The 25,881-nt window shown below is 37.5% G+C and carries 20 protein-coding genes and 1 pseudogene; 17 read left to right on the top strand and 4 right to left on the bottom strand.

The features are described from left to right. Positions 1–3 precede the first annotated feature (3 nt). The 4 genes from GYO_RS42665 (at position 4) to fdhA (ending at position 3,004) form a co-directional block, all read left to right on the top strand. Positions 4–1,167 carry a YycP family beta-propeller protein gene (locus tag GYO_RS42665; RefSeq protein ID WP_014115829.1) on the top strand — a complete coding sequence of 388 codons (1,164 nt, stop codon included), beginning with the start codon at positions 4–6 and terminating at the stop codon, positions 1,165–1,167. A gap of 15 nt (positions 1,168–1,182) precedes the next feature. Then, the gene (locus GYO_RS42660; RefSeq protein ID WP_014115828.1) at positions 1,183–1,422 is read left to right on the top strand and encodes a DUF2651 family protein; all 240 of its coding nucleotides are present in this window, start codon (positions 1,183–1,185) and stop codon (positions 1,420–1,422) included. A 122-nt stretch (positions 1,423–1,544) separates the two neighbouring features. Then, the gene (locus tag GYO_RS43995; RefSeq protein WP_014115827.1) at positions 1,545–1,715 is read left to right on the top strand and encodes a hypothetical protein; all 171 of its coding nucleotides are present in this window, start codon (positions 1,545–1,547) and stop codon (positions 1,713–1,715) included. Positions 1,716–1,777: 62 nt separating this feature from the next. Next, positions 1,778–3,004 (top strand): formaldehyde dehydrogenase, glutathione-independent, encoded by a 1,227-nt coding sequence (gene fdhA, locus GYO_RS42650; protein ID WP_080010109.1) that lies wholly within the window; start codon positions 1,778–1,780, stop codon positions 3,002–3,004. Positions 3,005–3,037: 33 nt separating this feature from the next. On the opposite strand, the gene GYO_RS42645 is transcribed toward fdhA, so the two are convergent. Then, positions 3,038–3,451, bottom strand: coding sequence for a hypothetical protein (locus GYO_RS42645; RefSeq protein ID WP_014115825.1), 414 nt, complete (start codon positions 3,449–3,451; stop codon positions 3,038–3,040). Between the two features lie 184 nt (positions 3,452–3,635). On the opposite strand from GYO_RS42645, the gene GYO_RS43595 reads away from it, so the two are divergent. The 4 genes from GYO_RS43595 (at position 3,636) to GYO_RS42630 (ending at position 11,625) form a co-directional block, all read left to right on the top strand. Next, a complete protein-coding gene (locus GYO_RS43595) occupies positions 3,636–3,806 on the top strand; it encodes a CxxH/CxxC protein (protein ID WP_003236479.1) in 171 nt (56 codons plus the stop codon). A gap of 80 nt (positions 3,807–3,886) precedes the next feature. Beyond that, entirely contained in the window at positions 3,887–4,366 is a 480-nt protein-coding gene (gene rlmH / locus GYO_RS42640; protein WP_014115824.1) for a 23S rRNA (pseudouridine(1915)-N(3))-methyltransferase RlmH, read from the top strand. A gap of 216 nt (positions 4,367–4,582) precedes the next feature. Next, the gene (avs4, locus tag GYO_RS42635) at positions 4,583–9,283 is read left to right on the top strand and encodes an AVAST type 4 anti-phage nuclease Avs4 (protein ID WP_014115823.1); all 4,701 of its coding nucleotides are present in this window, start codon (positions 4,583–4,585) and stop codon (positions 9,281–9,283) included. Between the two features lie 299 nt (positions 9,284–9,582). Beyond that, complete coding sequence (locus GYO_RS42630) at positions 9,583–11,625, top strand: AAA family ATPase (RefSeq protein WP_014115822.1); 2,043 nt, start codon at positions 9,583–9,585, stop codon at positions 11,623–11,625. Positions 11,626–11,896: 271 nt separating this feature from the next. Here GYO_RS42630 and fbp read toward each other — a convergent pair whose 3' ends face one another. Continuing rightward, entirely contained in the window at positions 11,897–13,822 is a 1,926-nt protein-coding gene (gene fbp / locus GYO_RS42625; RefSeq protein WP_014115820.1) for a fructose-1,6-bisphosphatase, read from the bottom strand. A 620-nt stretch (positions 13,823–14,442) separates the two neighbouring features. On the opposite strand from fbp, the gene GYO_RS42620 reads away from it, so the two are divergent. The 5 genes from GYO_RS42620 (at position 14,443) to yydJ (ending at position 17,875) form a co-directional block, all read left to right on the top strand. Beyond that, positions 14,443–14,592: an epipeptide YydF family RiPP gene (locus tag GYO_RS42620; protein ID WP_014115819.1), complete on the top strand. Its 150-nt coding sequence runs from the start codon at positions 14,443–14,445 to the stop codon at positions 14,590–14,592. 57 nt (positions 14,593–14,649) lie between these two features. After that, complete coding sequence (locus GYO_RS42615; protein WP_014115818.1) at positions 14,650–15,609, top strand: YydG family radical SAM peptide epimerase; 960 nt, start codon at positions 14,650–14,652, stop codon at positions 15,607–15,609. Then, positions 15,590–16,348: a zinc metalloprotease LiaK gene (gene liaK / locus GYO_RS42610; protein ID WP_014115817.1), complete on the top strand. Its 759-nt coding sequence runs from the start codon at positions 15,590–15,592 to the stop codon at positions 16,346–16,348. Before GYO_RS42615 ends, liaK begins: the two co-directional genes overlap by 20 nt. A gap of 154 nt (positions 16,349–16,502) precedes the next feature. Further along, positions 16,503–17,132 (top strand): YydI family epipeptide exporter ATP-binding subunit, encoded by a 630-nt coding sequence (yydI, locus tag GYO_RS42605; protein WP_014115816.1) that lies wholly within the window; start codon positions 16,503–16,505, stop codon positions 17,130–17,132. 20 nt (positions 17,133–17,152) lie between these two features. After that, positions 17,153–17,875 (top strand): YydJ family epipeptide exporter permease subunit, encoded by a 723-nt coding sequence (gene yydJ / locus GYO_RS42600; protein WP_014115815.1) that lies wholly within the window; start codon positions 17,153–17,155, stop codon positions 17,873–17,875. Positions 17,876–17,990: 115 nt separating this feature from the next. Here the strand turns inward: yydJ and GYO_RS44210 are convergent. Then, a pseudogene (locus GYO_RS44210) lies at positions 17,991–18,154 on the bottom strand (hypothetical protein). Between the two features lie 181 nt (positions 18,155–18,335). Then, a complete protein-coding gene (locus GYO_RS42590) occupies positions 18,336–19,046 on the bottom strand; it encodes a GntR family transcriptional regulator (protein ID WP_014115813.1) in 711 nt (236 codons plus the stop codon). A gap of 156 nt (positions 19,047–19,202) precedes the next feature. On the opposite strand from GYO_RS42590, the gene GYO_RS42585 reads away from it, so the two are divergent. The 4 genes from GYO_RS42585 (at position 19,203) to GYO_RS42570 (ending at position 25,862) form a co-directional block, all read left to right on the top strand. Beyond that, a complete protein-coding gene (locus tag GYO_RS42585) occupies positions 19,203–21,071 on the top strand; it encodes a beta-glucoside-specific PTS transporter subunit IIABC (protein WP_014115812.1) in 1,869 nt (622 codons plus the stop codon). Between the two features lie 13 nt (positions 21,072–21,084). Further along, positions 21,085–22,524: a 6-phospho-beta-glucosidase BglA gene (bglA, locus tag GYO_RS42580; RefSeq protein ID WP_014115811.1), complete on the top strand. Its 1,440-nt coding sequence runs from the start codon at positions 21,085–21,087 to the stop codon at positions 22,522–22,524. A gap of 290 nt (positions 22,525–22,814) precedes the next feature. Further along, positions 22,815–24,167 (top strand): polysaccharide pyruvyl transferase family protein, encoded by a 1,353-nt coding sequence (locus GYO_RS42575; RefSeq protein WP_014115810.1) that lies wholly within the window; start codon positions 22,815–22,817, stop codon positions 24,165–24,167. A gap of 462 nt (positions 24,168–24,629) precedes the next feature. Further along, positions 24,630–25,862: a Fic family protein gene (locus GYO_RS42570; RefSeq protein WP_014115808.1), complete on the top strand. Its 1,233-nt coding sequence runs from the start codon at positions 24,630–24,632 to the stop codon at positions 25,860–25,862. Positions 25,863–25,881: the final 19 nt, after the last annotated feature.

The raw sequence follows: 25,881 nt of genomic DNA, 5'->3' as shown, positions 1-25,881 counted from the left end.
GATATGAAAAAGTGGATGATCACCATTGCCATGCTGATTCTCGCAGGAGTCGCACTATTTGTCTTCATTTCTCCTCTCAAAAGCCATAAAGCCGTGAGTCAGCAGGATCTCAGAGACCCCGATTTTCTTGTTGATAAAGAAGTCCTGCTGTATTTCTCATCCTCTGCGGATCAAGATGCATTTGGCGGCGGGAAAAGCTATGCCCTGTTTATCAGCCAAGACGGGTCGCTGTCTTCATTTCAGATGAAGGGCCTTGAGCTAGGGTCAGCCAAGGTACACGGCGACAGTGTGATGCTGGAGGATAAAAACACGATTTTCACGATCAAAAATGGCTTACGCTCCTATAAAAGAGCCTATCAGCACACAGGTGACAGCGCGGGCTTTCTGCATAAAACGAACGGCTTTTACACACTCTACAACTCCGGTTACGACAAAAAAGCAGACGGATACCGCTCAGAGCTGTACCGCCAGATGGACGGAGGGTGGAAAAAAGACGTCATCCCCTACTACATCCGAGCCTCCGGTTTTCATGACGGCGCCATTTACGCACTCGTTCCGACAGATGACGAAAAAGGCTATCAGCTCCTTCAGATTCAAGCAGATCAAAAGAAGCTCACCTATCACACCATAACGGAATGGCAATACCGGGAAGGAGCCTCAGTCGAATCCCAGCTTGCTGTGGACGACCAAGCTGTTTATGCCATTGTTCGCGGCCAAAAGGCGCGCAATCTTTATCAAATGGTCAAGATCAACAAGAAAAGCGGAAAAGTAGAGCTTCATGACATCGCCGAATACAAAAACGATGAACAAACGATATACAGCTCCATGCCCTTCAGCTTCAAAAAAAGCTTCTTCTCTTATGATGGGTACCTGTACTTCATTGACGGCTTCGGAAAGGCATATAAAATCGATGAAAAGACAGGAAAAACAAGCAATGCATTCAACCTTTCGCCGGAAAAAATGAAAGCTGATTTCAAAGAAATCACCCTAAAAGACAACAGCCTCTATTTCTTCACGTACACCTACAACCAGCCTGCAACCATTGAACAATACAGCCTGAAAACCGGAAAGAAAGTGAAAGAAAAAGAGATTAGGAAGGTAAAGGATGTCGTGACACCGAAGAGTCATTTGAAGCTGTATGATTTTGAGGTGATGAAGGGGTTTTAAGGCAAGGAGGTTAGTATGGGAGCCATCGCCGTTTTATTTATCGTTTTTGGTTTTCCGATCATCGCAGGTGTATTTGGTATAGCGGGTCATTTTTTATTTAAGAGATTTTGGGTGGCGCCGCTCATTGTCCTAATGGCTAGCATCATTTTGTTGTTTACATTAGCATCTGGCAACAGTTCATTTTTATTTTGGGTTGTGATCTATACGGCGATTGCGTTAGTGGCTAGTATTGTCACATTATTTCTCAGGAAATGATTTAATTGATCGCTGTTTATGAAGAGACTGGTGAAGTCTCTTTTTCTTTGATACATATATATGTATGAGTCTGCAATTAACTGCGGGTAAGGTATAGGAAACGAATGTAAAGGAGGAATTACATGCACACCAAACGGGTCATTCTTCTGGCAGTGATCATCGGCATAATCTCGACGGCTGTTGTGTTCCTGCTGAATGGAGGAAAAGCGGACTGGTTTGACCTCATCGGAACCATTATCGGCTGCACTCTTGGCATTTTTGTTGTTTTAAGAATGCAGAAAAAACAAACGTAAAACAGGGAAAGGGTCATGCCGAACCGAAGTCATGTGATAGGGCGAAGAGTCCAAAAACATGAATGGGAGGAATGGCGTTGACTGGAAACAAAGCGGTTGTGTACAAAGGCAAAGGGACTGTAGCGGTGGAGGATATCGGTTATCCGGAGTTAATCTTGAAGGACGGGCCCGGCGTCCCGAAGGCGAATGTGAATCGAAAATGTGAGCATGGGGTTATTCTCAAAGTCATTACAACCAACATTTGCGGGAGCGACCAGCATATGGTCAGAGGCCGCACAACGGCGCCTGAAGGCTTGGTGCTCGGGCATGAAATTACCGGAGAAGTCATTGAAACGGGGCGGGACGTCGAATTTATCAAAAAAGGCGACATTGTATCCGTTCCTTTCAATATTGCCTGCGGACGCTGTGTGATGTGCAGAACGCAGAAAACGCATGTGTGCCTGAATGTCAATCCGGACCGGCCGGGATCGGCTTACGGCTACGTCGATATGGGCGGCTGGGTCGGCGGCCAGTCTGAATACGTCATGGTACCGTACGCCGATTTTCAGCTTTTGGTATTCCCGGATAAAGAACAGGCGCTAGAAAAAATTCTCGATTTGACCATGCTGTCCGACATTTTTCCGACCGGCTTCCACGGGGCGTACACAGCGGGCGTGCAAACAGGATCGACCGTCTATATCGCAGGAGCGGGACCTGTCGGCTTAGCAGCTGCACACTCCGCCCAGCTTCTTGGCGCTTCTACAGTCATTGTCGGCGATCTGAACGAAGACAGACTGGCACAGGCGAGAAGCTTCGGCTGTGAAACGGTTAACGTGCAAAAACACGACCGCCTCGGCGAGCAAATTGAACAAATATTAGGTGAACCAACCGTTGATGCCGCAGTGGACTGTGTCGGCTTTGAAGCATCCGGACACGGCAACCAAGGGGAAGCGCCAGCCGCCGTGCTGAACTCGATCATGGACGTCACTCAGGTCGGCGGAAGCCTCGGCATTCCGGGCTTATACGTGACCGAAGATCCCGGTGCAAAGGATGCCGAAGCTAAAACAGGCTCACTAAAGATCCGTTTCGGACTCGGCTGGGCCAAAGCCCACACCTTCGTCACCGGACAAACACCCGCCATGACATACAACCGCAATTTGATGAAAGCGATCCTGAGCGGCAGAGCGCAAATCGCAAAAGCTGTCAACGCCACCGTTATATCTCTGGACGACGCTCCAAAAGGCTACAGCGACTTCGACAAAGGCTCAGCCAAAAAATTCGTCATCGACCCGCATGGTACATTGAAGTAAAAGAAAAAGCCGGACGTTCTCAGAACGCCGGCTTTATTGCTGGTAATCTGTTTCTTTAAATCGATTTCCCGTTTCATCCTGTACGATGAATTCCTCTTCGATTTTGTCCAGTCCAATCAGAATATAAGGGTTTTTCTCATTTGCTTTGGAAGCAGGTTTCCGCTTCACAGTTACAATCGTTTCTTTAGGCGAGTATTTGACGCCTGACACCTCAAGCTTCTTATCCTTCTCGCTGCTTCCGAGAGAGACAATCACCATCTTTCTGCCTTCTAAAACGGTGAAGACTTGATACCCTTTTACGTCATCATGCATTTGAAGATAATTAGCGTATATTTCTAGGTCTGGACTGCCTTCACCGATTCGATCCTTCTCTAATACCCAATAAGACGGCTGACACCCAGCAAGCAGCAACATGATCACAAAAAGCCAAATCCATCTGGAGCGCAAATGCAGACCTCCCCAAACATCGGTTACATCCAAACTAATATACGGGCGAAATAGAGTCATCAACAGCTTGTTTGTCGAATTGTGGATAAAACTCAGCCCGAAGCACTACTAACATGTGAATAAATAGGTTATATTGGGAAGAGAATACTTGCAAAAATGCAAGAAACCATCGGAGGATTTGAACATGAAACAAACGTATTATTCCTGTGAAGAACACATCGAAACCGTGCTAGATATGTACATAGACGACCACGAACTGCCGCCCGAAATCAGAAAAATCGAACATACTAACAGTTTATCCACAGCCTGTGAATTATGTGGAGACCCCGCAGTATATATAGTGGGGAACGAATGATCTTACACAAAATACAGAAAAGATATCCACAATTGTGGACAATATATATGAATAACTTGTTTCTAAAGTGGGGATGACCTGTGAATATCAATATTGTGACAATCGGAAAACTAAAAGAAAAATACCTCAAGCAAGGCATTGAAGAATACACGAAACGACTTTCGGCCTACGCAAAAATCGACATCATCGAACTCCCGGACGAAAAAGCGCCGGAGAACCTAAGTGATCAGGACATGAAAATCATAAAAGACAAAGAAGGCGACCGGATTCTAGCAAAAATCAGCCCCGACGCCCACGTCATCGCCCTCGCCATCGAAGGAAAAATGAAAACCTCCGAAGAACTAGCCGATACAATAGATAAGCTGGCTACTTATGGAAAAAGCAAAGTCACCTTCGTCATCGGCGGATCACTCGGATTGAGCGACGCAGTGATGAAGCGAGCGGATGAGAAGCTGTCGTTTTCGAAAATGACGTTTCCCCATCAGTTGATGCGGCTCATACTAGTTGAGCAGATTTATCGGGCTTTTCGGATTAACCGTGGGGAGCCGTATCATAAGTGAGTGAGTTTTTTTCTTTAATTTTAACTAAGTAATTAAGCTGGCATATGTCTCTAGTGAGTAAAATATAATCATCCTTAAAAGTATCTATTTATGACAAGTTTTGATTTGAAAACCTTCGCAAAAACGAGTGCTACTTTTTAAATAAGTTATTCTTTTTAATATGTCATATTAAATAATTACAAAAGATGATTTATTGACACAGGAGGAGAAAAATTTATGATCAGACCAGATTGGAACATTTTTAAAGCTAAGTTTAGCGAAAATCCTCAAAATAACTTTGAATGGCTTTGCTATCTTTTATTTTGTGAAGAGTTTGGAAAAGAGTTTGGTATTTTTAGATATAAAAATCAATCTGGTATTGAAACCAATCCAATTTCTGTAGAAAAAGATGTTATAGGATGGCAAGCGAAATTTTATGAAACAACTTTATCGGATCATAAAAGCGACTTGATTAGTACTTTGATTAAAAGTAAAAGAGACTATACAGATTTAAGCAAAATTATCTTTTATACAAACGGAGAATGGGGTCAAAGTCATAATCCTCGTAATCCTGAACAAAACGATCCTCAAGCAAAAGTAGATATTGAAAATAAGGCTAGGGAACTTGATCTCCAAATTGAATGGAGGACAGCAAGTTTCTTTGAGTCACCTTTTGTTACCGTGAAAAACGAATTAATGGTCCGACATTTCTTTAGTTTTGAAAAGAGTATCGTTCAACTTTTATCGGAAAAACAAGCTCATGCCGAAACAATCTTAGAGAACATTCAAACATCCATGAACTACCAAGGGAAGAAAATAGAAATTGATAGAGATAATTTTCTTGATGGGATATTAAGCGCAATTGAAAATGAGCACGTATTGATGGTAACTGGTTTAGGTGGAGTTGGAAAAACTGCAGTCATAAAAAGGTTATATGAGGATCAAAAAACAAATATTCCTATTTATATTTTTAAGGCCAGTGAGTTTGAAACAAATAATATAGATAACTTATTTGGTGGGTATAGTTTGCAGGACTTTACTGAAGTCCATAAAGAAGAGAAAAAACTAATTGTAATTGATTCGGCTGAAAAGTTGTTGGATCTGGAAAATACAGATCCATTCAAAGAATTTCTCTCTGTACTACTAAAAAATAAATGGAAAATTATATTTACAGCGAGAAGCAATTATCTGTCTGATTTAGATATGCAGTTTATTGACCAATATCAAGTGAAACCTGTTAAATTTTATATTGAGACTCTGAGCATGGAAGAACTGATAGCAAACTCTCAAGCTTATAATTTTAATTTGCCAACTGATACAAAATTGTTGGAGTTACTTAAAAACATTTTTTATTTAAATGAATACTTGAAATTTTATAGTAAAGACGAAGTAATTGATTACAAAAACTTTAAAGAGAAACTATGGAATAAAACAATAAAAAAGTCAAAACCAAACAGAGAGCAATGTTTTATGAAGATTGCTTTTCAAAGAGCAAGTGAAGGTCAATTTTTTGTTTCAACTAATTATAGTGACTCCGCTATTAGTTCTTTAGTACAAGATGGTATCTTGGGATATGAAACAGCAGGATACTTTATTACTCACGATATTTATGAAGAGTGGGCTTTGGAAAAACTGATAGAAGTTGAATTTATCAGGCAAGAGAACTATTATGATTTTTTCACGAAAATTGGAGAATCTCTGCCCGTTCGTCGAAGTTTAAGGAAATGGGTATCAGAAAAGCTTCTAAGTGAAGATAATTCAATTAAGAGTTTTATAGAAGATGTAATAGAAGATGAAGACATATCCTATTTTTGGAAAGATGAAGTTTTGGTATCAATGTTATTGTCACCATATTCTGATCACTTTGTTGATATGTTCGAGGAAAAGTTACTTGAGAATAACCAAAAACTATTAAAACGAGTAACGTTTTTATTGCGTATAGGGTGTAAAGAAGTTGATGAATGTCTTTTAAAAAAAGTAGGTTTGGATAAATACTCCATTTCCTATATGAAATATATATTTACAAAGCCTAAAGGAAAAGGCTGGGAAAGCATCATAAAGTTAATTTACAAAAATCAAAATGAATTTGAATTAGAGCAACTTAACTTCTTATTGCCGATAATAAATGAATGGAATAATAAAGTTAAAAGTGGTCAAACAACAAAGTTAGCAGCTTTAATTGCTTTAAGACATTATCAAGAAATCGTTGAAAAAGACATTTACCTTTCGAGAGAAGAAGATATTGAGAAAAGACTTATCCAAACAATTTTAAATGGAGCTGCTGAAATAACGGAGGAACTCATCACCGTTTTTGACGAGGTAATAAAAAATGAGTGGAAAAATTATAGAGATCCTTATTATAACTTGGTAAATACTATTTTATCGAAAACGGGTGAAAACCAGGAAGTTCTTAAAGCACTCCCTGAATATATACTGAGGCTAGCGGATTTATATTGGTTTAACCCTCAAGAAAAACGTCGTCCATTTCATTATAGTGTTGGCGTTGAAGATGATTTCTGTATTGATGAGAATCACAGGAACTATTATCCTCCAAGTGCATATCAAACACCTATTTACTGGTTGCTTCATTATTCACATAAAGAAACCATCGATTTCTTACTAAAATTTATAAACAGATCAGTTGAATGTTATGTGAAATTAAATTTAGATGAATCAGAAGTTGAAGAAGTAGAGGTTGTTACCGACTCTCTGCTAGTAAGACAGTATATAAATACCAGACTTTGGGACACATATAGGGGTAATCATAATTCACCTGATATTTTTCAATCAATTCATATGGCATTAGAAAAGTTCCTTCTTGAAACAGCAAAGAACGCTGATTCTAAAATATTGGAAAGTAATCTTTTATACTTAATCAGAAATTCTACTTCTGCTTCTATAACAGCAATAGTATTGAGTATAGTTTTAGCTTATCCGGAGAAAACTTTCAACGTAGCCAAAGTTTTATTTCAAACGAAAGAATTTTTTTTATATGAAACACGTAGAATGCTGTCAGAGCAATCGTTAAAATTTCAACATTTTTTCACTGGGATAATAACAGAGAATAAAATTCATGAAGAAGAAAGAATGAACTCTTACAATATGGGTCATAGAAAAAAAACACTCGAGCATCTTTGCTTATCGTACCAATTTTTCAAGGGAGAAAGTGTAACAGATGAAGAAGTAGAAAAAAGACAAAAGACTATATGGTCTATTTTTGATAAATATTATGAGGAGCTTAAAAACGACTCCATGGAAGATCATAATACTTGGAGACTTTATCTTGCTAGAATGGATAGAAGAAAAATGAATCCTACAGTTGAAAAAGTAGATGAGGGATTACAGATAAATTTCAATCCAGAAATTGCGCCTGATTTAAAGGAATATAGTGAATCTTCTCTTCAAGAAAGTTCTAAAGCAATGAAGTATACTTCATTAAGAATATGGGCAGAGTACAAATTAAAAAGTGATGAAAATTATAAAGTCTATACTCAATATGAAAAGAACCCCAAACGTGCATTAAAGGAAGTTGAGGAAATTATCGGAATTTTTAAGGGGAATAGGAAAGAGTTTTCTTTTTTTTATAAATCAATTCCACCTCTGGTATGCGCTGTAATGATAAAAGAATATTTTGACGAATTAACAGAAATTGAGAAGGAGCTATGTAAAGATATAATATTGACAATTTCATCTTCCTCTTTTGTGTCCAATTATTCTTATCAAATAGGAGATGGCGTTGAATCAGCGATTTCTGTTTTGCCTTTTATGTTAGAAAAATTTCCTTTAGAAAAAGAAAATATAAAAGCGATTCTACTATTAACTTTGTGCGATTCTCATCCGATGGGAATGAACGCTAAATTCTCTGATTACTCAGCGAATACGATTTATAATAATTTATGGAGTATAAATTTTGATGATGCTCAATCTTTACTACTTGGTTTTTTATATTTAAAACCGAAGTTTGATGTGATGCAAGAAGAAGTGCGGCAAGAAAATTATAATAAAAACAACCAACAATTGTATCAGAGGGATATAATCGAAAAGTTTGTAATTAATTATGAAAAAGAGATTGAGAGGATTATTGCAAACTCTATTACTTTGGATGATATAAAAAATATAAAAAATATAAGTTTAATTACACTTGGAAAAGCATTTCAATTAATTCCTTTAAATATTTTTGATGAATCTCATAAAATAATTACTCAAGAAATTGTATCGGTTTTTGCAGAGAAACTATTATCTAATGATAGAGAAGAAAAAGTTGATTATCAATTAAGTCATAATTTCTTAAGTAAGTTCGTTAGAATTGTTTTAACTTCTCCAAGAAATAATATTTCTGAGTATCTAAAACCATTTATTGAAGGTTTTAGTAGCAATGAATCATTAGCCGATTTATTCAAAGAATTCATTGTGGCTGAAGATATATTAAAAACATATGATAATTTTTGGTTAGTATGGGAAATGTTTTATGACAAAGTAACTGGTTTATGCAAGAGTGAAGGTCACAGCTATTACAATCAAGATATTATTGAGAGCTACCTGTTTGCCCGATCACCGTGGAATGAAAATGTTACTGAATGGGATACTTTTAAAGAGGGTAATAAAAAGTTTTTTAATAAAGTAGCAAGAAATACGGGAGAATCTTCTGCTGTTTTATACTCAATAGCAAAGCTATTGAATGGAATTGGACATAGATATCTTTCTGATGGAATTACTTGGATTTCTAAGATCTTAATTGAGTATCCAAAGATACGACAAAATAAGTTAAAGGAATATACAATTTATTATTTAGAAAATCTAATGAGGAGTTATATTTATCAAAACCGTGAGAGGATAAGAAGAGTAACAAAATTAAAACGAGAAGTACTGGTCATATTAGACTTTTTAGTTGAGAAAGGATCAGTTGCTGGTTATATGCTTAGAGAAAATATTTTGTAATAACTTTTAGAAATGCTAATAATTTCAGGAGCCTGATATTATTGTCTGGCTCTCTAAATAATTCTTAGTACGACTTGTCACCTGAATTTACATAAAAGTTCATTTCACTTTAATATTAGGTGTTTAAGTTGAGTGTTTTCTCATTTAGATATAGTACGGAGAGCCTTATAATAAGTGCGGGAGGTTTATACACTATGTAAAAATTATAGAAAGTGTGTGAGATTTAAGCTATTTTCCGTTTATTTCAATATTAATCTTATATAAGATTAGATAATTCTAACTAGGAGGATGGTAATCAAATGATTCTGGGTGTGTTTATTAATGGGTTTAAATCATATGCTCAAACAGCATATATACACTTGTGTAACAATGATACCTATAAATTTACAACCATTGTTGGTAAAAATGGAACAGGAAAAAGTGCAATCCTTGAGGCATTAAATTGCTATTTCAAACAGGGTTCATGGAATACTAATAGACAAAGTAAAAATAGAGAAGATATGTTTATTTCTCCAATATTTTTAATAGAGAAAACATCCTTAGAAAAATGGTTGAAGGGCTCCTCAGAATTCAAATCAAAAGTAGAGGAAATAACCTCTGGCTTTGAACGTGTAAGTACATATCTTTGGGAAGAAGCAGATGATTCTTTTAAAGGTGCTACAAGAAGAGCTTATATTAAAGAGTTTTTTAATCAGATTGGGAAAATTAAAAATAAATATTCTAAATCTCATTACTTATTAGTATCAGGTAGGAATGTCGATTCTAAAAGTACAAGTAAGCCTTTCTCTACAGTAATAAAAGAATTAGGATCAATAACGTTAGATCAGGTAAACAGTGTTATTGATAGCTATTATAATTATATTTATATTCCCGTAGAACAGCAAGCTCAGTCAACACTACGAATTGAAAACATACAAATGCAAAAAATAATGAATCAGAATGTTATATTAAAGATTGAGGAACTCTTGAAGGAGAGATTGAAAGTAGACGATAAGAACCAATCCTTAATAGATCATATAAATGGTCAATTATCAGTTTTTATTGAGGATATAAATAGTATTATCAAATTAGTAGACTCAGAATACGAGTTTAGGGCAAGAAGAAATAAAAAGCAAAATCTAACTCCCTCTGATATTGTTGATAACATATTGCAAGGATATTTTTCTAAGAGAACGTTAAAAAGTTCTCAGAAGGAGATAGAAGAATTGAGTTCCGGGGAACAACGTAGAGCAATGATAGACATAATATACGCATTCCTTAAGAATCGAGGAAAAGAGGAAGAAGCAAATGGTAGGAATGTAATTTTGGCAATTGATGAGCCAGAAGTATCCCAAGACCTTTCTCATTGTTTTGAGCAATTTGAAAGATTGGAAAAACTATCTAATAATTTTGGAAATCAAGTTTTTGTCACAACACACTGGTATGGAATTCTCCCAGTGATAGAAAACGGGACTCTTTTGCATCTATCAGAAACAGAAGACTCTAGCTATAAGAATAAGTTCTCCATTTTTGACTTTTATAATTATCTCGATAGTCAAGAACATTTTCCGGATGAAATTAAACTTAAAAGCATTTATGATTTGGCTATAAGTCTATCGACATACATTAGAAAAGAATCTTCCAAACACTTAATTTTATGCGAAGGCGGAACTGATAAAAGATATCTCGAGACTTTAATAGATTCATCTAAAGTAAGGATTCTCCCAGTTGGAGGAATAAACAATGTTAGAAACCTGTACAATTTATTAGTAATGCCGTTGAAAATAGACAAAAGAGTAAATAGCGTAAAGAAGGTTCTGTGTTTAACAGATACAGATCCCAATATAACCGATAACTCAGATGTTGGAAGAGATCCCTCTGGTAAAATACAGTTGAAACGTTTACAAATTAATCATAGGGAAAATAAAGTAGATTTAATGAGCTTAGATAATTTTAATCCTGGTGCAGAATATACAGTCACAAGAATTGAAGATGTAATTAACCCTAAAATATATAAGAATGTCATACAATCCGTAATCAATGAAAATCGAGATAATTTTGAAGATATACTATTTGATGAGTATGAGTTAAAAGAAAATGCAATATTTAGTAATCTTCGGGGAGAAACAAATTTTTTGTTTTGTAAAACATATGAGGCAAACCAAAATAAACAAAATTTTATTTCATTCATCGAATCAAAGAAAACTCTCTTATCTTTTAGGTATGTCGAAGAATTTAATAGGGCACTTGTCACTGATGGAATCTCATCAATTCCTCCTGTATTTATTAGTATAAAGGAGTTTTTTAAAGACGATATATTAAAAAGTTATAGTATAGAACCTGATAAGTCTACCTTACATTAACTTTTAACAAGGAATAGAAAAAATCACTGTTTAACAGTCCATGTAATTGTTGTTTTAAGTACATGGGCTTTTTTCTTTACTAGTTAGTTTGAAAGCAGATCATATATTATTTTTTCAAATTTTTTGTTCAAAAAATAACGATCTACAATATTTTTATTGATATTTAAGCAATTGCCAACCAGCAGAAAAACAGACCTTGTTATCAATTTGCTGTACTAAATGAGAAATTTAATAAAAGAGCCCAGAGAATAATCTCTGAACCCCACATCCCTCACTTCATATACCGATACTCCCGCAAACTCTCCAAAATCGCAACTTCCTGCAACAACTCCTCACCCACATTCGTTTCCTTCACTTTCTTCCGCTCAAGCTCTTTGTCCACTAATCGTTTCACCGTTAAGACGTCGGTTCCGGTGCTTAGGACTTCTGCCTTGGAGTTGAAGTGTTTATGGGCGACGAGCTGCATGCCGTAGGAGTTGTATAGCAGCGTGTAGCCGGCGATGCCTGTTGTGGATTGATAGGCTTTGGAGAAGCCGCCGTCGATGACGATCATTTTTCCGTTTGCTTTGATTGGGTCTTCTCCTTCGATTTCTTTTACGGGTGTATGGCCGTTGATGATATGGCCATGATCTGGATTGAGGCCGAATTCTGCCAGGATGTTTCGGCAGGTTGCCTCGTCTTCGCGTAAATAATAATACGGGTTTTTCTTCTCTTTATGCGTTTCCTTCTCTTTGATGAAATACCGCTCAAATGTTGTCATGGCGCGTTTTCCGAAGAGGGAGGAGTACTCGCCTGTCCATAAATACCAAGCCATATCTGTCGCCAGGTCATCGGTTTCTTCCGGATGGGCAAACGCTTCTCTTAAGAACCGTTCAAATACATCGAGTAGCTCACGGCCCGCATACGGTTTATCCTCAATCATCATCGTTTCCATATTGCCGTTTTCGTCGACAGGAATACAGCCGTGAATCAACAGGTTGCCGTTATATTTTAAATAAAGGCTGCCTTTTTTCATCATAAAATTCATATGGCGGCCCAGCTTTTCGGAATGCTGGACAGAGAATAGCAGCTTGTCTATGACTTCTGCTTCTTCTTCTAATAGCTGATCTGGCTGTTCCGGATTCACTGTCGCAAAGCAGGTGTTTTCCAGCTGATATGTTTTTCCATGCAGCGTGATTTCATTTTTATCATAATCAATCTTCTCTAGTAACAGCCGTTCCTCCATGTTAAAGTTCGGCCGTCTCTTGATAATCGGGCTCTCAAGCTTGAATTGGATCATCGCAATCGCTTGATGGATTTTTGTGATTTGCTTAATCTCTGCTTCTGGTCTATTTTCGGCTGCTTTTGGGCGAAATGCTGGATTATCGTCATAATATTTTTCGGCCAGGTTCAGCAGCGGTCTCAGGTTGATGCCGTACACGTCTTCAATAATATCAAGGTTATCGTAGCGGGCACAGATACGGATAATATTGGCCAGGCACACTTTGGAACCGGAATAGGCGCCGATCCAAAGGACATCGTGATTTCCCCATTGAATATCGACTGAATGGTAGTTGATCAGCTCCTCCATAATCCTGTCCGGCTGTGGTCCGCGGTCGTAAATATCGCCGACAACATGCAGATGGTCGACCACCAGTCGCTGAACGCTGTAAGCAAGGCCGGTGATCAGCTTATCAGCTTGGCCAAGTTCAATGATCTGATCAATGATTTCGGAGTAATATTGCTCCTTGTTGCCAGCTTGTTCTGTTTTATATAGCAGCTCCTCCGTAATATAAGCAAACTGGGCAGGCAGTGCTTTGCGTAATTTGGAGCGGGTATACTTGGAGGAGCAATATGAAACGAGCTTAATCATTCGATTAATCGTTTCTTTATACCACTCGTTTAATGCTGGTTTCGCATCAAAGTCATGTTTGATTAACTTCAGTTTGTCTTCCGGATAATAGACCAATGCTGCTAATTCATCGATTTCTCTATCGTAAATGACACCGCTGAAGATGTCGCGTATCTTCTCTTTGACTCGTCCTGAACCATTACGCAGCACGTGCTGGAATGCCTGATACTCCCCGTGCAAATCACTGACAAAATGCTCAGTTCCCTTTGGCAGGTTCAGTATCGCTTTCAAATTAATGATTTCTGTTACTACTTTTTCTTCACAATCGTATTTTTGTGCGAGTAGATCTAAGTACTTGCTTTCCAAAATCGTCCATCCCCTTTTTAGAATAAACCCCTATTTATGAGCATTTGCATGATAAGGTGAATTTAAAAGTATGACATTGTTTTTCAACATTGGACCTTTATATGATAGTACCGCATAACTGCTTTTAGAAACAATTGAAACGAGTGAGAGAGGTGCAGAGATGAGCGTGGAATTAAGAAAAGAAGGAGAGAAAGCAGGAGAGCTCAAAAAAACCTTTAACAACAGTCTTCACGGAGAGAGCTATTTGGTCCGGGGTTAGGCTGAAAGGGACAGAGCTCCTTATTCTTGTTATCAAATTTGCATTATTAATATAGTGATAACAATCATTTGTTTACCCTAATCACTACTTGATTAACTAAGAATGGGAGTAATTGTTGTCTTTGTTTCTATCTTCTTGAAGATCTGTATACCTGTTGTAGTCTTTTAATGATGTTTTGATTCGGAGGTGAGACATGACTTTTAATCTATATGATATAGGTTTCAGTGGATCTATATCAATGGCGAATGAGTGATATATCCTAGAACTAGAAGAATTATTCTGATTTTTTAGTCTAATGTGTTGACTCATATTGGACTATATGGAATAATTGGGTTATATTAGTAGAGAAGGAGGGGATATTATGAAAAAGGAAAACACAAACAATGAGCCTGTGAAAAACTTAGAGTTTAAGGGTCTATTAGACGAATCACAGAAGTTAGCAAAAGTGAATGATCTTTGGTACTTTGTGAAATCAAAAGAAAATCGCTGGATTCTTGGAAGTGGTCATTAATTAGGGGGTATAAAGGAGAGTTTAACTCTCCTTTACCATTTTTCAGGGGGGTTAATCATGTATGATAAAACAGTATCAATCAATTTAGATTCTAAGTGTAATGCGTCTTGTGATCATTGTTGTTTTTCTAGTTCGCCAACTTCTACAATTAAGATGGAAAAGGATTATATAAGAGACTTAGTTACTGAATTTGCAAAAAATAAAACCATTCAAGTGATTTCTTTTACAGGTGGGGAAATTTTTTTAGATTATATATTTTTAAAAGAACTAATGGAAATCATTAAACCATATGAAAAACAAATAACTTTGATTTCTAATGGGTTTTGGGGTGTCAGCAGGAAAAGGGTTCAAGAATACTTTTATGATATGAATTCGTTAAATGTCGTAGCCTTAACTATAAGTTATGATGAGTACCATGCTCCATTTGTTAAATCGTCCAGTATTAAAAACATATTAGAACATAGCAGAAAATACCCTGATATCGATATTTCCCTTAATATGGCAGTTACTAAAGACAAGATGTCAAACCATATTTTGGAGGAGTTAGGTGATTCAATCTTAGGTGTAAAGATTACAAAATTTCCAATGATATCAGTTGGTGCTGCCAGAACTAGGATTAGACAAGAAAATATACATAAGTTTTACAATCTTGATGATGAGGATTCCTTATATTGTCCCGGATATGAGATTGTATATCATCATGACGGAGAAATTTATCCGTGTTGTTCACCCGCTATTTTTGAAACAAAAATAACCTTAAGAGAAGAGTATAATCAGAATTTTGAAAGAACAGTGGAAAAGTTAAATTCAAATTTGCTATTATTTATTCTTAGGAAAGAAGGATTCAAATGGTTCTTGGATATTTTAAAAGAAAACAATAAAATAGAGGAATTTGATATACCTTATGAATTTTCTTCGATTTGTGGTGTTTGTGGTTCTCTATTCAACTCCGCGGAAAAAATAAACTACTTTTATCCTCACATGGAAAAATATTATTATGAAAATTTTGAAGTATGAAGATGAAAAATATGAAGTGATTGTACAAAAAAACGTTTTTATAAAAGATAAAACAAGTGGAGATTATTATAAGAAAAACTTAGATTCTCTTACAGATGAACAATTATCAAACTTTAAAACTTATAAAGAGAAAGTGTCATCAAAGTTTTTTTACCTCTTCTTATCTTTTACGGCTACAATGTTCATGTTGAATTATATTCATTTGATAAAATTGCAAAAAGAGTTAACCACTGTAATATTTGGATGGGGAATGTGGATAATTATAGCTATTTACTTTATAATGAATATAGTGCTTCATGAACTGGGACATATTTATTCTTTAAAATTTTTCGGAAAAAACTTTGACAAAGTTGGATTTAAACTGAATTTTTATGTGTTTCCTGCTTTTTATGTCCAATTGAATGAAACCTACATGCTATCCAGAAATGAAAAGATAATAGTTCATTTATTCGGCTTGTTTATCAATTATTTTATAATTAATATTTTAGAACTAATAAATCATTTTACAATTTCCAGTGAACCCTTAACGGTGGCATTTATGCTATTCTCATCTACTTTACTGTGGAACTTAGTTCCAATATTGAATTCTGATGGTTACAAAATTCTTTTGGCTTTTCTTGGCTTAGACGAATATAGCCGCTTTAAAACAAATCATTGGTTAGTCCTTACTATTCAAATTATAGGAGTTGGCCTTGCGGTAAATTCCGTTGTACATTGGATATTATTTATTGTAAACTAGAGTAAAAGATCTCCAAATTAATCATCGAAAAAAACATTTCTTCCAGTGCTGAATCGGAAATGAAAGAGGTACCTCAAAAGTGAAAACAGTAGTTACCAATTAACAAAGTAGAAGCGGCTCTTTCTTTATGTAAATATTTCCTAGGGGTATGCATATGAACATAGCGAATTATACTTTAAAAGTGAAGGGCAAAACGTTACTTCAGGACACTGACTTACATTTTTCGAGTGGGAAAATCAACCATGTTGTCGGAAAAAATGGAGTCGGTAAATCACAGCTTGCTAAAGACTTTTTGTTGAATAATAGCAAACGAATCGGCAGAGATATTCGTCAAAATGTATCTTTAATATCTAGCTCGTCGAATATACCTAATGATGTTTCTAAGGACTTTTTATTAAACTTTTTGAGTAAAAAGTTTGATTCAGAAAAGATAAATAAGATTGCACATTTACTTAATCTTGATAATATCGACGGTAAAGTGCTTATTAAGAATTTGAGTGATGGACAAAAGCAAAAATTAAAACTGCTTAGCTTCTTACTAGAGGATAAAAATATTATTGTTTTAGATGAAATAACGAATTCATTAGACAAAAAAACGGTTATAGAGATTCATGGCTTCTTAAACAAGTATATTCAGGAGAACCCAGAGAAGATTATCATTAATATTACACATGATTTGTCTGATTTAAAGGCGATAGAAGGGGATTATTTTATATTTACTCACCAAGAAATCCAACAATATCATTCGGTGGATAAATTAATTGAAGTGTATATAAATGAGTAATAAAACAGTGGGGGCTTAAGATGAAATTAGAGTTTAAAAAAAGTATTAGCAACAAAGTTTTCATTATTTTAGGATCAATGTTCGCATTTTTATTTTTATTGGGGTATTTTTTGCTTGTTGGAATCGATAAAGTCAGCCATGTTACACCTGAGATGTTTTTCTTTAGCTCCTATACTGTTGCAACCCAGTTTGGTTTGATGTTATTTTCATTTGTTATAGCGTTCTTTATTAATAGAGAGTATTCAAATAAAAATATTCTCTTTTACAAATTAATAGGGGAAAACATCTATACCTTCTTTTATAAGAAGATAGCTGTTTTATTTTTGGAATCTTTTGCGTTTATCGCGCTAGGTCTGCTAATCATATCGTTGATGTACCATGATTTTTCACATTTTACATTACTACTGTTTTTATTTTCTGCAGTTATACTGCAGTATATTTTCATCATTGGAACGATAAGCATGCTATGTCCAAATATATTAATTAGCATAGGGGTAAGCATCGTTTATTGGATGACTTCTGTTATTTTAGTAGCTGTAAGCAATAAAGTGTTTGGTTTTATTGCTCCATTTGAGGCAGGTAATACTATGTATCCTCGTATAGAAAGAGTATTACAATCTGACAACATGACACTTGGGAATAATGATATTTTATACATTATTTTATATTTAGTTTCAATCATGATTATAAATGCGATTATACTTCGCTTTTCTAAAACTAGATGGATCAAAATGGGCATTTAGTAAAGGAAGCTGCTTCTCGGGAAGTAGCTTTTTTTATGCTATGTAAAGGCTACGTGTATGAATTTTGTTAAGGAGAGGCCTCTTTTTGCTTTCGTGCATTGGACTTTTCCAAATCTCATCGCTGTTTTTCTTTCAACATTCTCATATATAGAGTAAAAGCCAATGAAAACGATGAAGTAATTCATTGGATTCATAACAATACTCGTCTCTAGTGAAACCTGTAATAGTATCCATAGGGCAAGGGATGGTTAATATTGTAGAAATGATGATTTTGTATATGTCTGTTCCCTTCCTTTGTTGGAACAAGATACAACGGCTCCGACCATCACTTAATACATTTTCTAACCGATTGTGTACTGACTGTACAGCTTATTTGTCCGGCATCTTGGCCTCCAGCTTTGATCAAAAGACCAAGAATCAATTGTTCTTGGTCTCTTTCGCTTTCCGGTTAATCGTTATGTCACAGCAAAAAACTATTAGCCTGCACCACAAACTGTGACTGCTCATAATTATAGGAAATCTTCGAGTAATCAAACGGCTGCCCATTCGTCAGATGAAAAATACTTTCTATATACAGCTTCGGCAGTCCAGCCTCTAACCCCAAATACTCCGCTTCCTCCTCATTCAGCTGGCCCACGTGCAGAAACAAATCAGAAAAACCAATCTTCAATCCCAGTCCTTCCCTGATGTAATGGAAGATGGAGTGGGAGACGATTTCGTTGTTTAAATACGTCACGATGGATTTGTTGTAATAGGATTCTTCGTAGCAAAGGGTTTGGCCGTTGATGTAGCGGACCCTTTTGACATAGTAGATGTCCACGTCAATTCCGATGTTTAGGTTTTCTGCCGCTTCCGGTGTCGGCTTTCTCACGTCCAGCTCAATGACTTTTGAGGTGACATTGAAATCCTCGAGGTCTTTTTTAAATCCTTGATTTGACAGAAGGCTGATGTAGCCTTTTCGTTTATGTTTTCTGACGAAGATGCCGCTTCCTCTGAGCTGAAAGATTGCGCCTTTTTGCTCTAATAGATCCAGGGACTTTGTGATTGTGCTTTTGCTGACTTCAAATTGGGCCATGAGGGTTTCTAGCACTGGCAGTTTATCTCCCTGCTGAAGGTCGTGCTCTTCTATATATGTTTCAATTTCTTCTGCGATTTGCTGGTACTTTAACATACGCATTCCTCATTTATTCGTTTAGTTTCACTTGTCAAAATTATAGCATAAACCGCTTACAATCATAGTCAGTATACAAATATTTTGTTTGGGTATTGATAAATTATACCGGTACAATTATAATGAAAGCGTAACCAAACAAAGGGGTGGGTGAAAATGTCGGGGAAAGTGAGAGATTATACAAGACTAGCGAAAGACATTTTGGAGGCCGTAGGCGGGGAAGAGAATGTAATAGGAGCTTCTCGCTGTGCTACTAGGCTTCGGTTGGTGCTGAAGCGATCTAACCCTAAAGCGAAGGATATCGTGAAGTCGATGCCCGGCGTCATTACGGTTGTAGAGAACAGCGGTCAATTCCAGGTTGTCATTGGACAGCATGTAGGGGAAGTCTTCGAGGAATTTTCTAAGCTGGTCAATATTGATCTTTCCGGCGAACAGAGCGAGAATAAAGGAACGATGTTGAACCGGATTATTGCGACGATGTCAGCTGTGTTTGCGCCGTTTGTGTACATTCTGGCCGCTGCTGGTATTTTGCAAGGGGCATTAATTATCATTAACTTATTGTTTTCTGGTTTTGAGAAAACAGGAGTTTATCAGGTTTTCAGTTTCATATCTTGGGCGCCGTTTACGTTTTTGCCTATTTTTATCGCGATTACGGCATCAAAGCATTTTAAGACCAACACGTATATCGCTGTAGCGTGCTGTGCCGCGTTAGTCAGTCCGACATGGGCGGAGATGGCGGCTCAAATTGCAGACGGAAAGAGCATTTCTTTCTTAGGGATTGCTTTATCGCAAACGACATACACGTCTTCCGTGCTGCCGCCATTATTTTTAGTGTGGATGTTGTCTTATGTTGAACGATTCTTGAATAAGAGAATGAACGAAGTGGTCAGACCGTTGTTTGTTCCGTTTCTATGCATGGTCATCATGGTGCCGTTAACGATTGTTCTCATTGGCCCTGTGACAACATTAGGCGCAAATGGAATTGCAAACGGTTACAACTTTTTGGCGGAAAACGTGCCGGCTTTGGCTGGGGCGATCATCGGCGCTTTTTGGCAGGTCATCGTGATCTTCGGTGTACATTGGGGCATCACGCCGATGGTATTGGCAAACTTTGATTTATACGGTCGAGATTCATTCCAGGCATATCAAACGATTGCGGTCATTGCGCAGGTTGGGGCCGTGCTTGGCGTCATTTTGAAAGCGAGAAACAAGGAAACGAGAAAAGTCAGCGTCTCTGCTGGAATCACGGGACTGTTTGGCATTACAGAGCCGGCGATCTATGGTGTAACCTTGAGATTTAAGAAGCCGTTTATCTTTGGCTGTATATCCGGCGCGGTTGGCGCAATCGTGGCAAGCTTCTTTCATCCGTATTACTTTGCCTATGCGGGACTTCCGGGACCGCTGACGATCGTGAATGGTATCAATGAACAATTCCCGACATCCATTTGGGGCATTTTAATCGGTGCTGCGATTGCGATGATTCTCCCTGTTGTGCTGATTCAGATCTTTGGCTACGGTGAAGATACTGCTGCACAGACGGAAAAGGAAAATGGTCAAACGGCACAGGCAAATGAAGAAACCGTATATGCTCCGTTTAGCGGCAAGGTGATCCCGCTTTCTAACGTGCCTGATGAGGTATTCAGTTCAGGTGCAATGGGACAAGGGTTGGCGATTGAGCCATCCGATAATAAATTGTTTGCCCCGTTTGACGGAACCGTCGTCATGGTCGCGCCTACAAAGCATGCGATCGGCCTTCGTTCGGCGTCTGGCGTCGAATTGCTTGTGCACATCGGACTGGATACGGTGACATTAGACGGCACTCCTTTTACCTTGAAGGTGAAAGAGGGCGATACAGTCAAAAAAGGCGAAGTGCTTGTTGAATTTGATAAAGCTTTCATTGAAGAGAAAGGGTTAACAACGATTACCCCAGTCATCATCACGAATTCACATGCGTATCAGGAAATTCTCATTGAGGATCTTGAAGAAAGTACGATAGACCAAAAATTATTTACAGTCGTAAGCTGAGGAGGAATGAAACATGGGAAACATGACGAAGGATTTTTTATGGGGCGGTGCTTTAGCTGCCCACCAATTTGAAGGCGGATGGAATCAGGGCGGTAAAGGGCCGAGTGTCGTCGATGTCATGACAGCGGGTGCGCACGGTGTGCCGAGAAAAATCACTGACACTATTGAAGAAAACGAATTTTATCCGAATCATGAAGCCATTGATTTCTATCACAGATACAAGGAAGATATCGCTTTGTTTGCAGAAATGGGATTAAAATGCTTGCGGACGTCCATCGGCTGGAGCCGGATTTTTCCGAAAGGCGATGAGGCTGAACCGAACGAAGCGGGTTTGCAGTTCTATGATGATGTGTTTGATGAATTGCTGAAGCACGGGATCGAGCCGGTCATTACCCTGTCTCATTTTGAAATGCCGCTGCATTTGGCAAGAGAATATGGCGGCTTCAGAAACCGGAAAGTCGTGGACTTCTTCGTCAACTTCGCAGAGGCTTGCTTCAACCGTTACAAAGATAAAGTGAAGTACTGGATGACATTTAACGAGATCAACAACCAAATGGACGTGAACAATCCGCTGTTCCTATGGACGAATTCAGGTGTGGTGGTTGGAGAAAACGAAAACGCCAAGGAAGTCATGTACCAAACGGCGCACCACGAATTAGTGGCGAGCGCTTTAGCAGTGGCAAAAGGAAAAGACATCAATCCAGACTTCCAGATTGGGGCCATGGTGTCACACGTGCCGATTTATCCTTTCTCCTCCAATCCTGAAGATGTGATGCTGGCTGAAGAAGAAATGAGACAGCGCTATTTCTTCCCGGATGTGCAGGTTCGCGGTTATTATCCAAGCTACGCGTTGAAGGAATTTGAACGGGAAGGCTATCATATCACATTTGAAGACGGCGATGATGAGATTTTAAGAAACGGAACCGTTGATTACTTAGGCTTCAGCTATTATATGTCCACAACTGTGAAAAGCGATGTGGAAAATGATAATACGGGCGATATCGTCAACGGCGGCTTGCCGAATGGTGTCGAAAATCCGTACATCACATCGAGTGACTGGGGGTGGGCAATTGATCCAACTGGGCTGAGATATACGTTAAACCGTTTTTATGACCGGTACCAAATCCCGTTATTCATCGTTGAAAACGGCTTTGGCGCGGTGGATACGCTGGAGGAAGACGGCAAGATTCATGATCTGGAACGAATTCAATATTTGAAATCACATATTGAAGCATTGGAAAAAGCGGTTACTTACGACGGTGTAGATTTAATTGGCTACACGCCGTGGGGAATTATTGATATCGTCTCCTTCACAACAGGGGAAATGAAAAAACGCTACGGCATGATCTATGTTGATCGTGATAATGAAGGAAACGGATCCATGAAGCGATATAAGAAAGATTCATTTGAGTGGTACAAAAACGTCATTCAAACGAACGGCGAGGAATTATAAGCTGCTGGCCCGAATCGAGTACTTTTACTGAAGTGCCTGATTCGGGTTTTTTGGTGTGATATGAACTGACATCCAATGATGGGAATAGATTACCAGTGCTGATTGCTATGTTATGATTTCACCTGTAAGATGCTTTTTTGTATAATTTAATATTAGAACGGAAAAAAGGGAGGGAGTTTGTGAGTAAAAAGGGATGAAAGCGGGTGTCCGGCTGAAGATTTTAAGATTATGATAGAGTTCCCTAAGCAAATCTCCTGACAAAAATTTGGCGAGGAAGGGGCAACATCACATTGAAAAACATTTTAATAAGAGCTGGCATATCCCCATTTGATACATTCAATGCAGCTGAAATGATTGTTCGCAACTCCATTGGCGGCAACGTAGGAAACTTAGTATATGCCTACAGTGTGTTTCGTACGCTGATGACAGAAGAAACGACGATTACACCAGATTATTATCGGATTAATCCGGCAGATGCTGAACAAATTAATAAAACATATGATATGTATATTATTCCGCTGGCAGATGCATTCCGCGAGGATTTTGTACCTTCTTTACGGAAATATACCCAATTAATTAAGAAACTAACCATTCCGGTTGTTGTGATTGGGGTTGGTTTGCGTGCTCCGTTTGAACCAAAATTAAATGAGGGTTTTCCTTTTGATCAAGATGTGAAGGCGTTTGTGAGTGCCGTGCTGGAGAGATCAAATATGATCGGTGTCCGCGGTGAAATCACAGCGAAATACCTTTCCAGATTAGGATTCCGTGAAGGTATTGACCATACGGTAATTGGCTGTCCTTCTATGTATGCGTTTGGAAGAGAACTGAAGATAAGAGAAACCCATATTACACCAGGTTCAATGGTGACGGTTAACTCATCAAGGCTGTCTCCTAAGCATGTACTGGACTTCATTACGAGAAGCATGAAAGAGTTCCCGAATCATTACTTTATCCCGCAATGGCGAAAAGAGATGATTCTGACGTATGCAGGTGCTCCTGCGATAGCGAAGCCTGCTGATAATTATCCGGTCAGCATGGAAGACCCAGCTTATCAGAATGATAGAGTCCGTTTCTTTTTAAATGTGCCGACATGGCTGGATTTCCTGAGACAAGCTGATTTAAGCTTTGGCGCAAGGCTGCATGGGAATATCGCAGCAACGATTGCCGGAACACCGAGCCTTTTGCTTCCGAAAGATGCAAGAATGCGGGAATTAGCTGAGTACCATCAGTTAACGCATGTCATGGCAAATGAGATAACAGATCAGACAAAACTGTCAGAATTAATTGAAACACTTGATTTTCATCAGCCTGAGAAACGGCAAGCGCAAAACTTTGACCATTTCATCAGCTTCCTGAATCAAAATCAATTGGATCATATTTATCAAGAGAAAGCGATTCCTGATACCGTTCCTTTTGACGAAAAACTATCTAACACGAAGTTTCTTCCGCCTGTGACTACAGTTAGCGGCTGCAGTTCCACAGAAACAGCGAAACGCTGGGAAGCGCTTATGGCATTAGAAAATGCCAAAAAGGAAAAAACCATTAAAGATCTGAAAAAAAAGGTCAAAAAGTATCAGGGCACTTTAAATAGGAAATCAGTGCGTATCGCTTTAAAAACAGCAAATATGCTGAGTGTGAAGTGACCATTCACTAACATTACAACTATATTACAATTGTATAAAACATGCAATATTTTTGGAATAAAAAAGAAAGCCGCAAGCTGCCAATCTGGCAATATTGCGGCTTTCTTGTATTAGTTGCGGATAAGGTAATCAAACGCGCCGAGAGCGGCAGTTGCACCTGATCCCAAAGATTCGTATTGTTTGTGCAACCATCAGTCAAGTTGGTTCATTTCATTTGAGGGGTCTGCCTTGTTTTTAACGGCAGCCCCTTTTCTTCAAATCTTTGAAGGAATGTATTCCATTTTTGTTCAAAGTATCTGTTTAGGACTCAATACTTTGATTATAATTTAGTTCTTTTCTCAGACTAACAGCAAACAGAGAGATTTATTTTGAGGAATAAAGAATATTTATTAGAAAAGAGTCTATAATGAGTATATAATTTAAAAAAGGGATGAATTTTAAATTAGAGAGGTGATGGATAGTATGAATTATGAGAAATTATCAAAACTTTTTTATAAAATTGATGCTGACTCATATGATAAGGAATTCATAAAAAGAAAAAGCAGCTATGGCAGCTATTCTACATCATTAACAGTACGCGGATTCCGTAAAGGTCATCTTACTAATGATTCATTCGAATTATTTTATGTAAATACCCATGAACTCATGAAGTTGAATAATGAAGTGTTATTAAATAGTTCTAAAATCTCTTCACTAATTAGACAACTACCTAAATTTGTTGTTAAACCTTATTTTAATAAATTAATTATTAATGAAGCACAGAGCAATAATGAAATTGAGGGGATTCGAAGTACAAAAAAAGAATTGAAAGAAGCTCTTAATGCGCTAGAACAATCTGAACCACAACATAAGCGATTTGTAGGGCTAATGAAGACATATCAATTTATAGATCAGATTGATTCTTTTAAGAGTGTTCGTGACTTCAGAAAATTATATGATGAATTGGTAGCTGATGAGATCGTGGCAGAGGATGCTCCGGATGGAGAGCTTTTTAGGAGAGGATATGTTGAGGTAAATGACGGAAATAGAACTACTCATATTGGCATTAGTTCCGAACAGAAAATTACAGAAGCATTGGATGCATTAATTGATTATTTGGATGATGAATCACATCCACAGCTTTATCGTTATATGGTTGCACATTATTATTATGAATATATTCATCCTTTCTATGATGGTAACGGTAGAACAGGACGACTAATCGTCGGGAGTTATTTATCCAGTTATTTGGAAAAGTATTCAGCTATTACGTTTTCTTACGCAGTGAATAAGAATAAAGAAAAGTACTACAAAGCTTTAGAGGAAATTCCCTCCCCTTTAAATCGAGGAGAGATGACTTTTTATTTAATCAATATGCTGGAATTGCTTCTGTCAGGACAAAAAGGGATAATTGAAGACCTTGAATTCAATTTAATGAAACTTAATCGAATTAAAAACTATATGAAAAGTGATCAATGGGTTGATTATAAGGATGAACGTGAACTCTTCTATATCATCATCACTATTAATGTATTTGTAAATGATCATGTCATGCTTTCGGTGCAAGAGTTAATGAAAATATCAGGTAAATCAAGACATATTGTTAATAAAGTTATGGATTATTTAGAAGAGCAAGGATTTGTGGAGCTTACGAGCAGAAGACCAAAATCTTATAAAATCAGTGAAGATTGTTTAGAAGAAATACTGCCTTCTTAATATGTCCTTGGTGATTCAG

Origin of the sequence: Bacillus spizizenii TU-B-10 (assembly GCF_000227465.1) — a bacterium.
Classification (GTDB): domain Bacteria; phylum Bacillota; class Bacilli; order Bacillales; family Bacillaceae; genus Bacillus; species Bacillus spizizenii.
This window is presented reverse-complemented; position numbering and strand designations above follow the sequence as displayed.

Coding starts and splice junctions, on each gene's coding strand:
- GYO_RS42665 (WP_014115829.1), top strand. CDS start 4: ATGAAAAAGTGGATGATCACCATTGCCATGCTGATTCTCGCAGGAGTC.
- GYO_RS42660 (WP_014115828.1), top strand. CDS start 1,183: ATGGGAGCCATCGCCGTTTTATTTATCGTTTTTGGTTTTCCGATCATC.
- GYO_RS43995 (WP_014115827.1), top strand. CDS start 1,545: ATGCACACCAAACGGGTCATTCTTCTGGCAGTGATCATCGGCATAATC.
- fdhA (WP_080010109.1), top strand. CDS start 1,778: ATGGGAGGAATGGCGTTGACTGGAAACAAAGCGGTTGTGTACAAAGGC.
- GYO_RS43595 (WP_003236479.1), top strand. CDS start 3,636: ATGAAACAAACGTATTATTCCTGTGAAGAACACATCGAAACCGTGCTA.
- avs4 (WP_014115823.1), top strand. CDS start 4,583: ATGATCAGACCAGATTGGAACATTTTTAAAGCTAAGTTTAGCGAAAAT.
- GYO_RS42630 (WP_014115822.1), top strand. CDS start 9,583: ATGATTCTGGGTGTGTTTATTAATGGGTTTAAATCATATGCTCAAACA.
- GYO_RS42620 (WP_014115819.1), top strand. CDS start 14,443: ATGAAAAAGGAAAACACAAACAATGAGCCTGTGAAAAACTTAGAGTTT.
- GYO_RS42615 (WP_014115818.1), top strand. CDS start 14,650: ATGTATGATAAAACAGTATCAATCAATTTAGATTCTAAGTGTAATGCG.
- liaK (WP_014115817.1), top strand. CDS start 15,590: ATGAAAATTTTGAAGTATGAAGATGAAAAATATGAAGTGATTGTACAA.
- yydI (WP_014115816.1), top strand. CDS start 16,503: ATGAACATAGCGAATTATACTTTAAAAGTGAAGGGCAAAACGTTACTT.
- yydJ (WP_014115815.1), top strand. CDS start 17,153: ATGAAATTAGAGTTTAAAAAAAGTATTAGCAACAAAGTTTTCATTATT.
- GYO_RS42590 (WP_014115813.1), bottom strand. CDS start 19,046: ATGTTAAAGTACCAGCAAATCGCAGAAGAAATTGAAACATATATAGAA.
- GYO_RS42585 (WP_014115812.1), top strand. CDS start 19,203: ATGTCGGGGAAAGTGAGAGATTATACAAGACTAGCGAAAGACATTTTG.
- bglA (WP_014115811.1), top strand. CDS start 21,085: ATGGGAAACATGACGAAGGATTTTTTATGGGGCGGTGCTTTAGCTGCC.
- GYO_RS42570 (WP_014115808.1), top strand. CDS start 24,630: ATGAATTATGAGAAATTATCAAAACTTTTTTATAAAATTGATGCTGAC.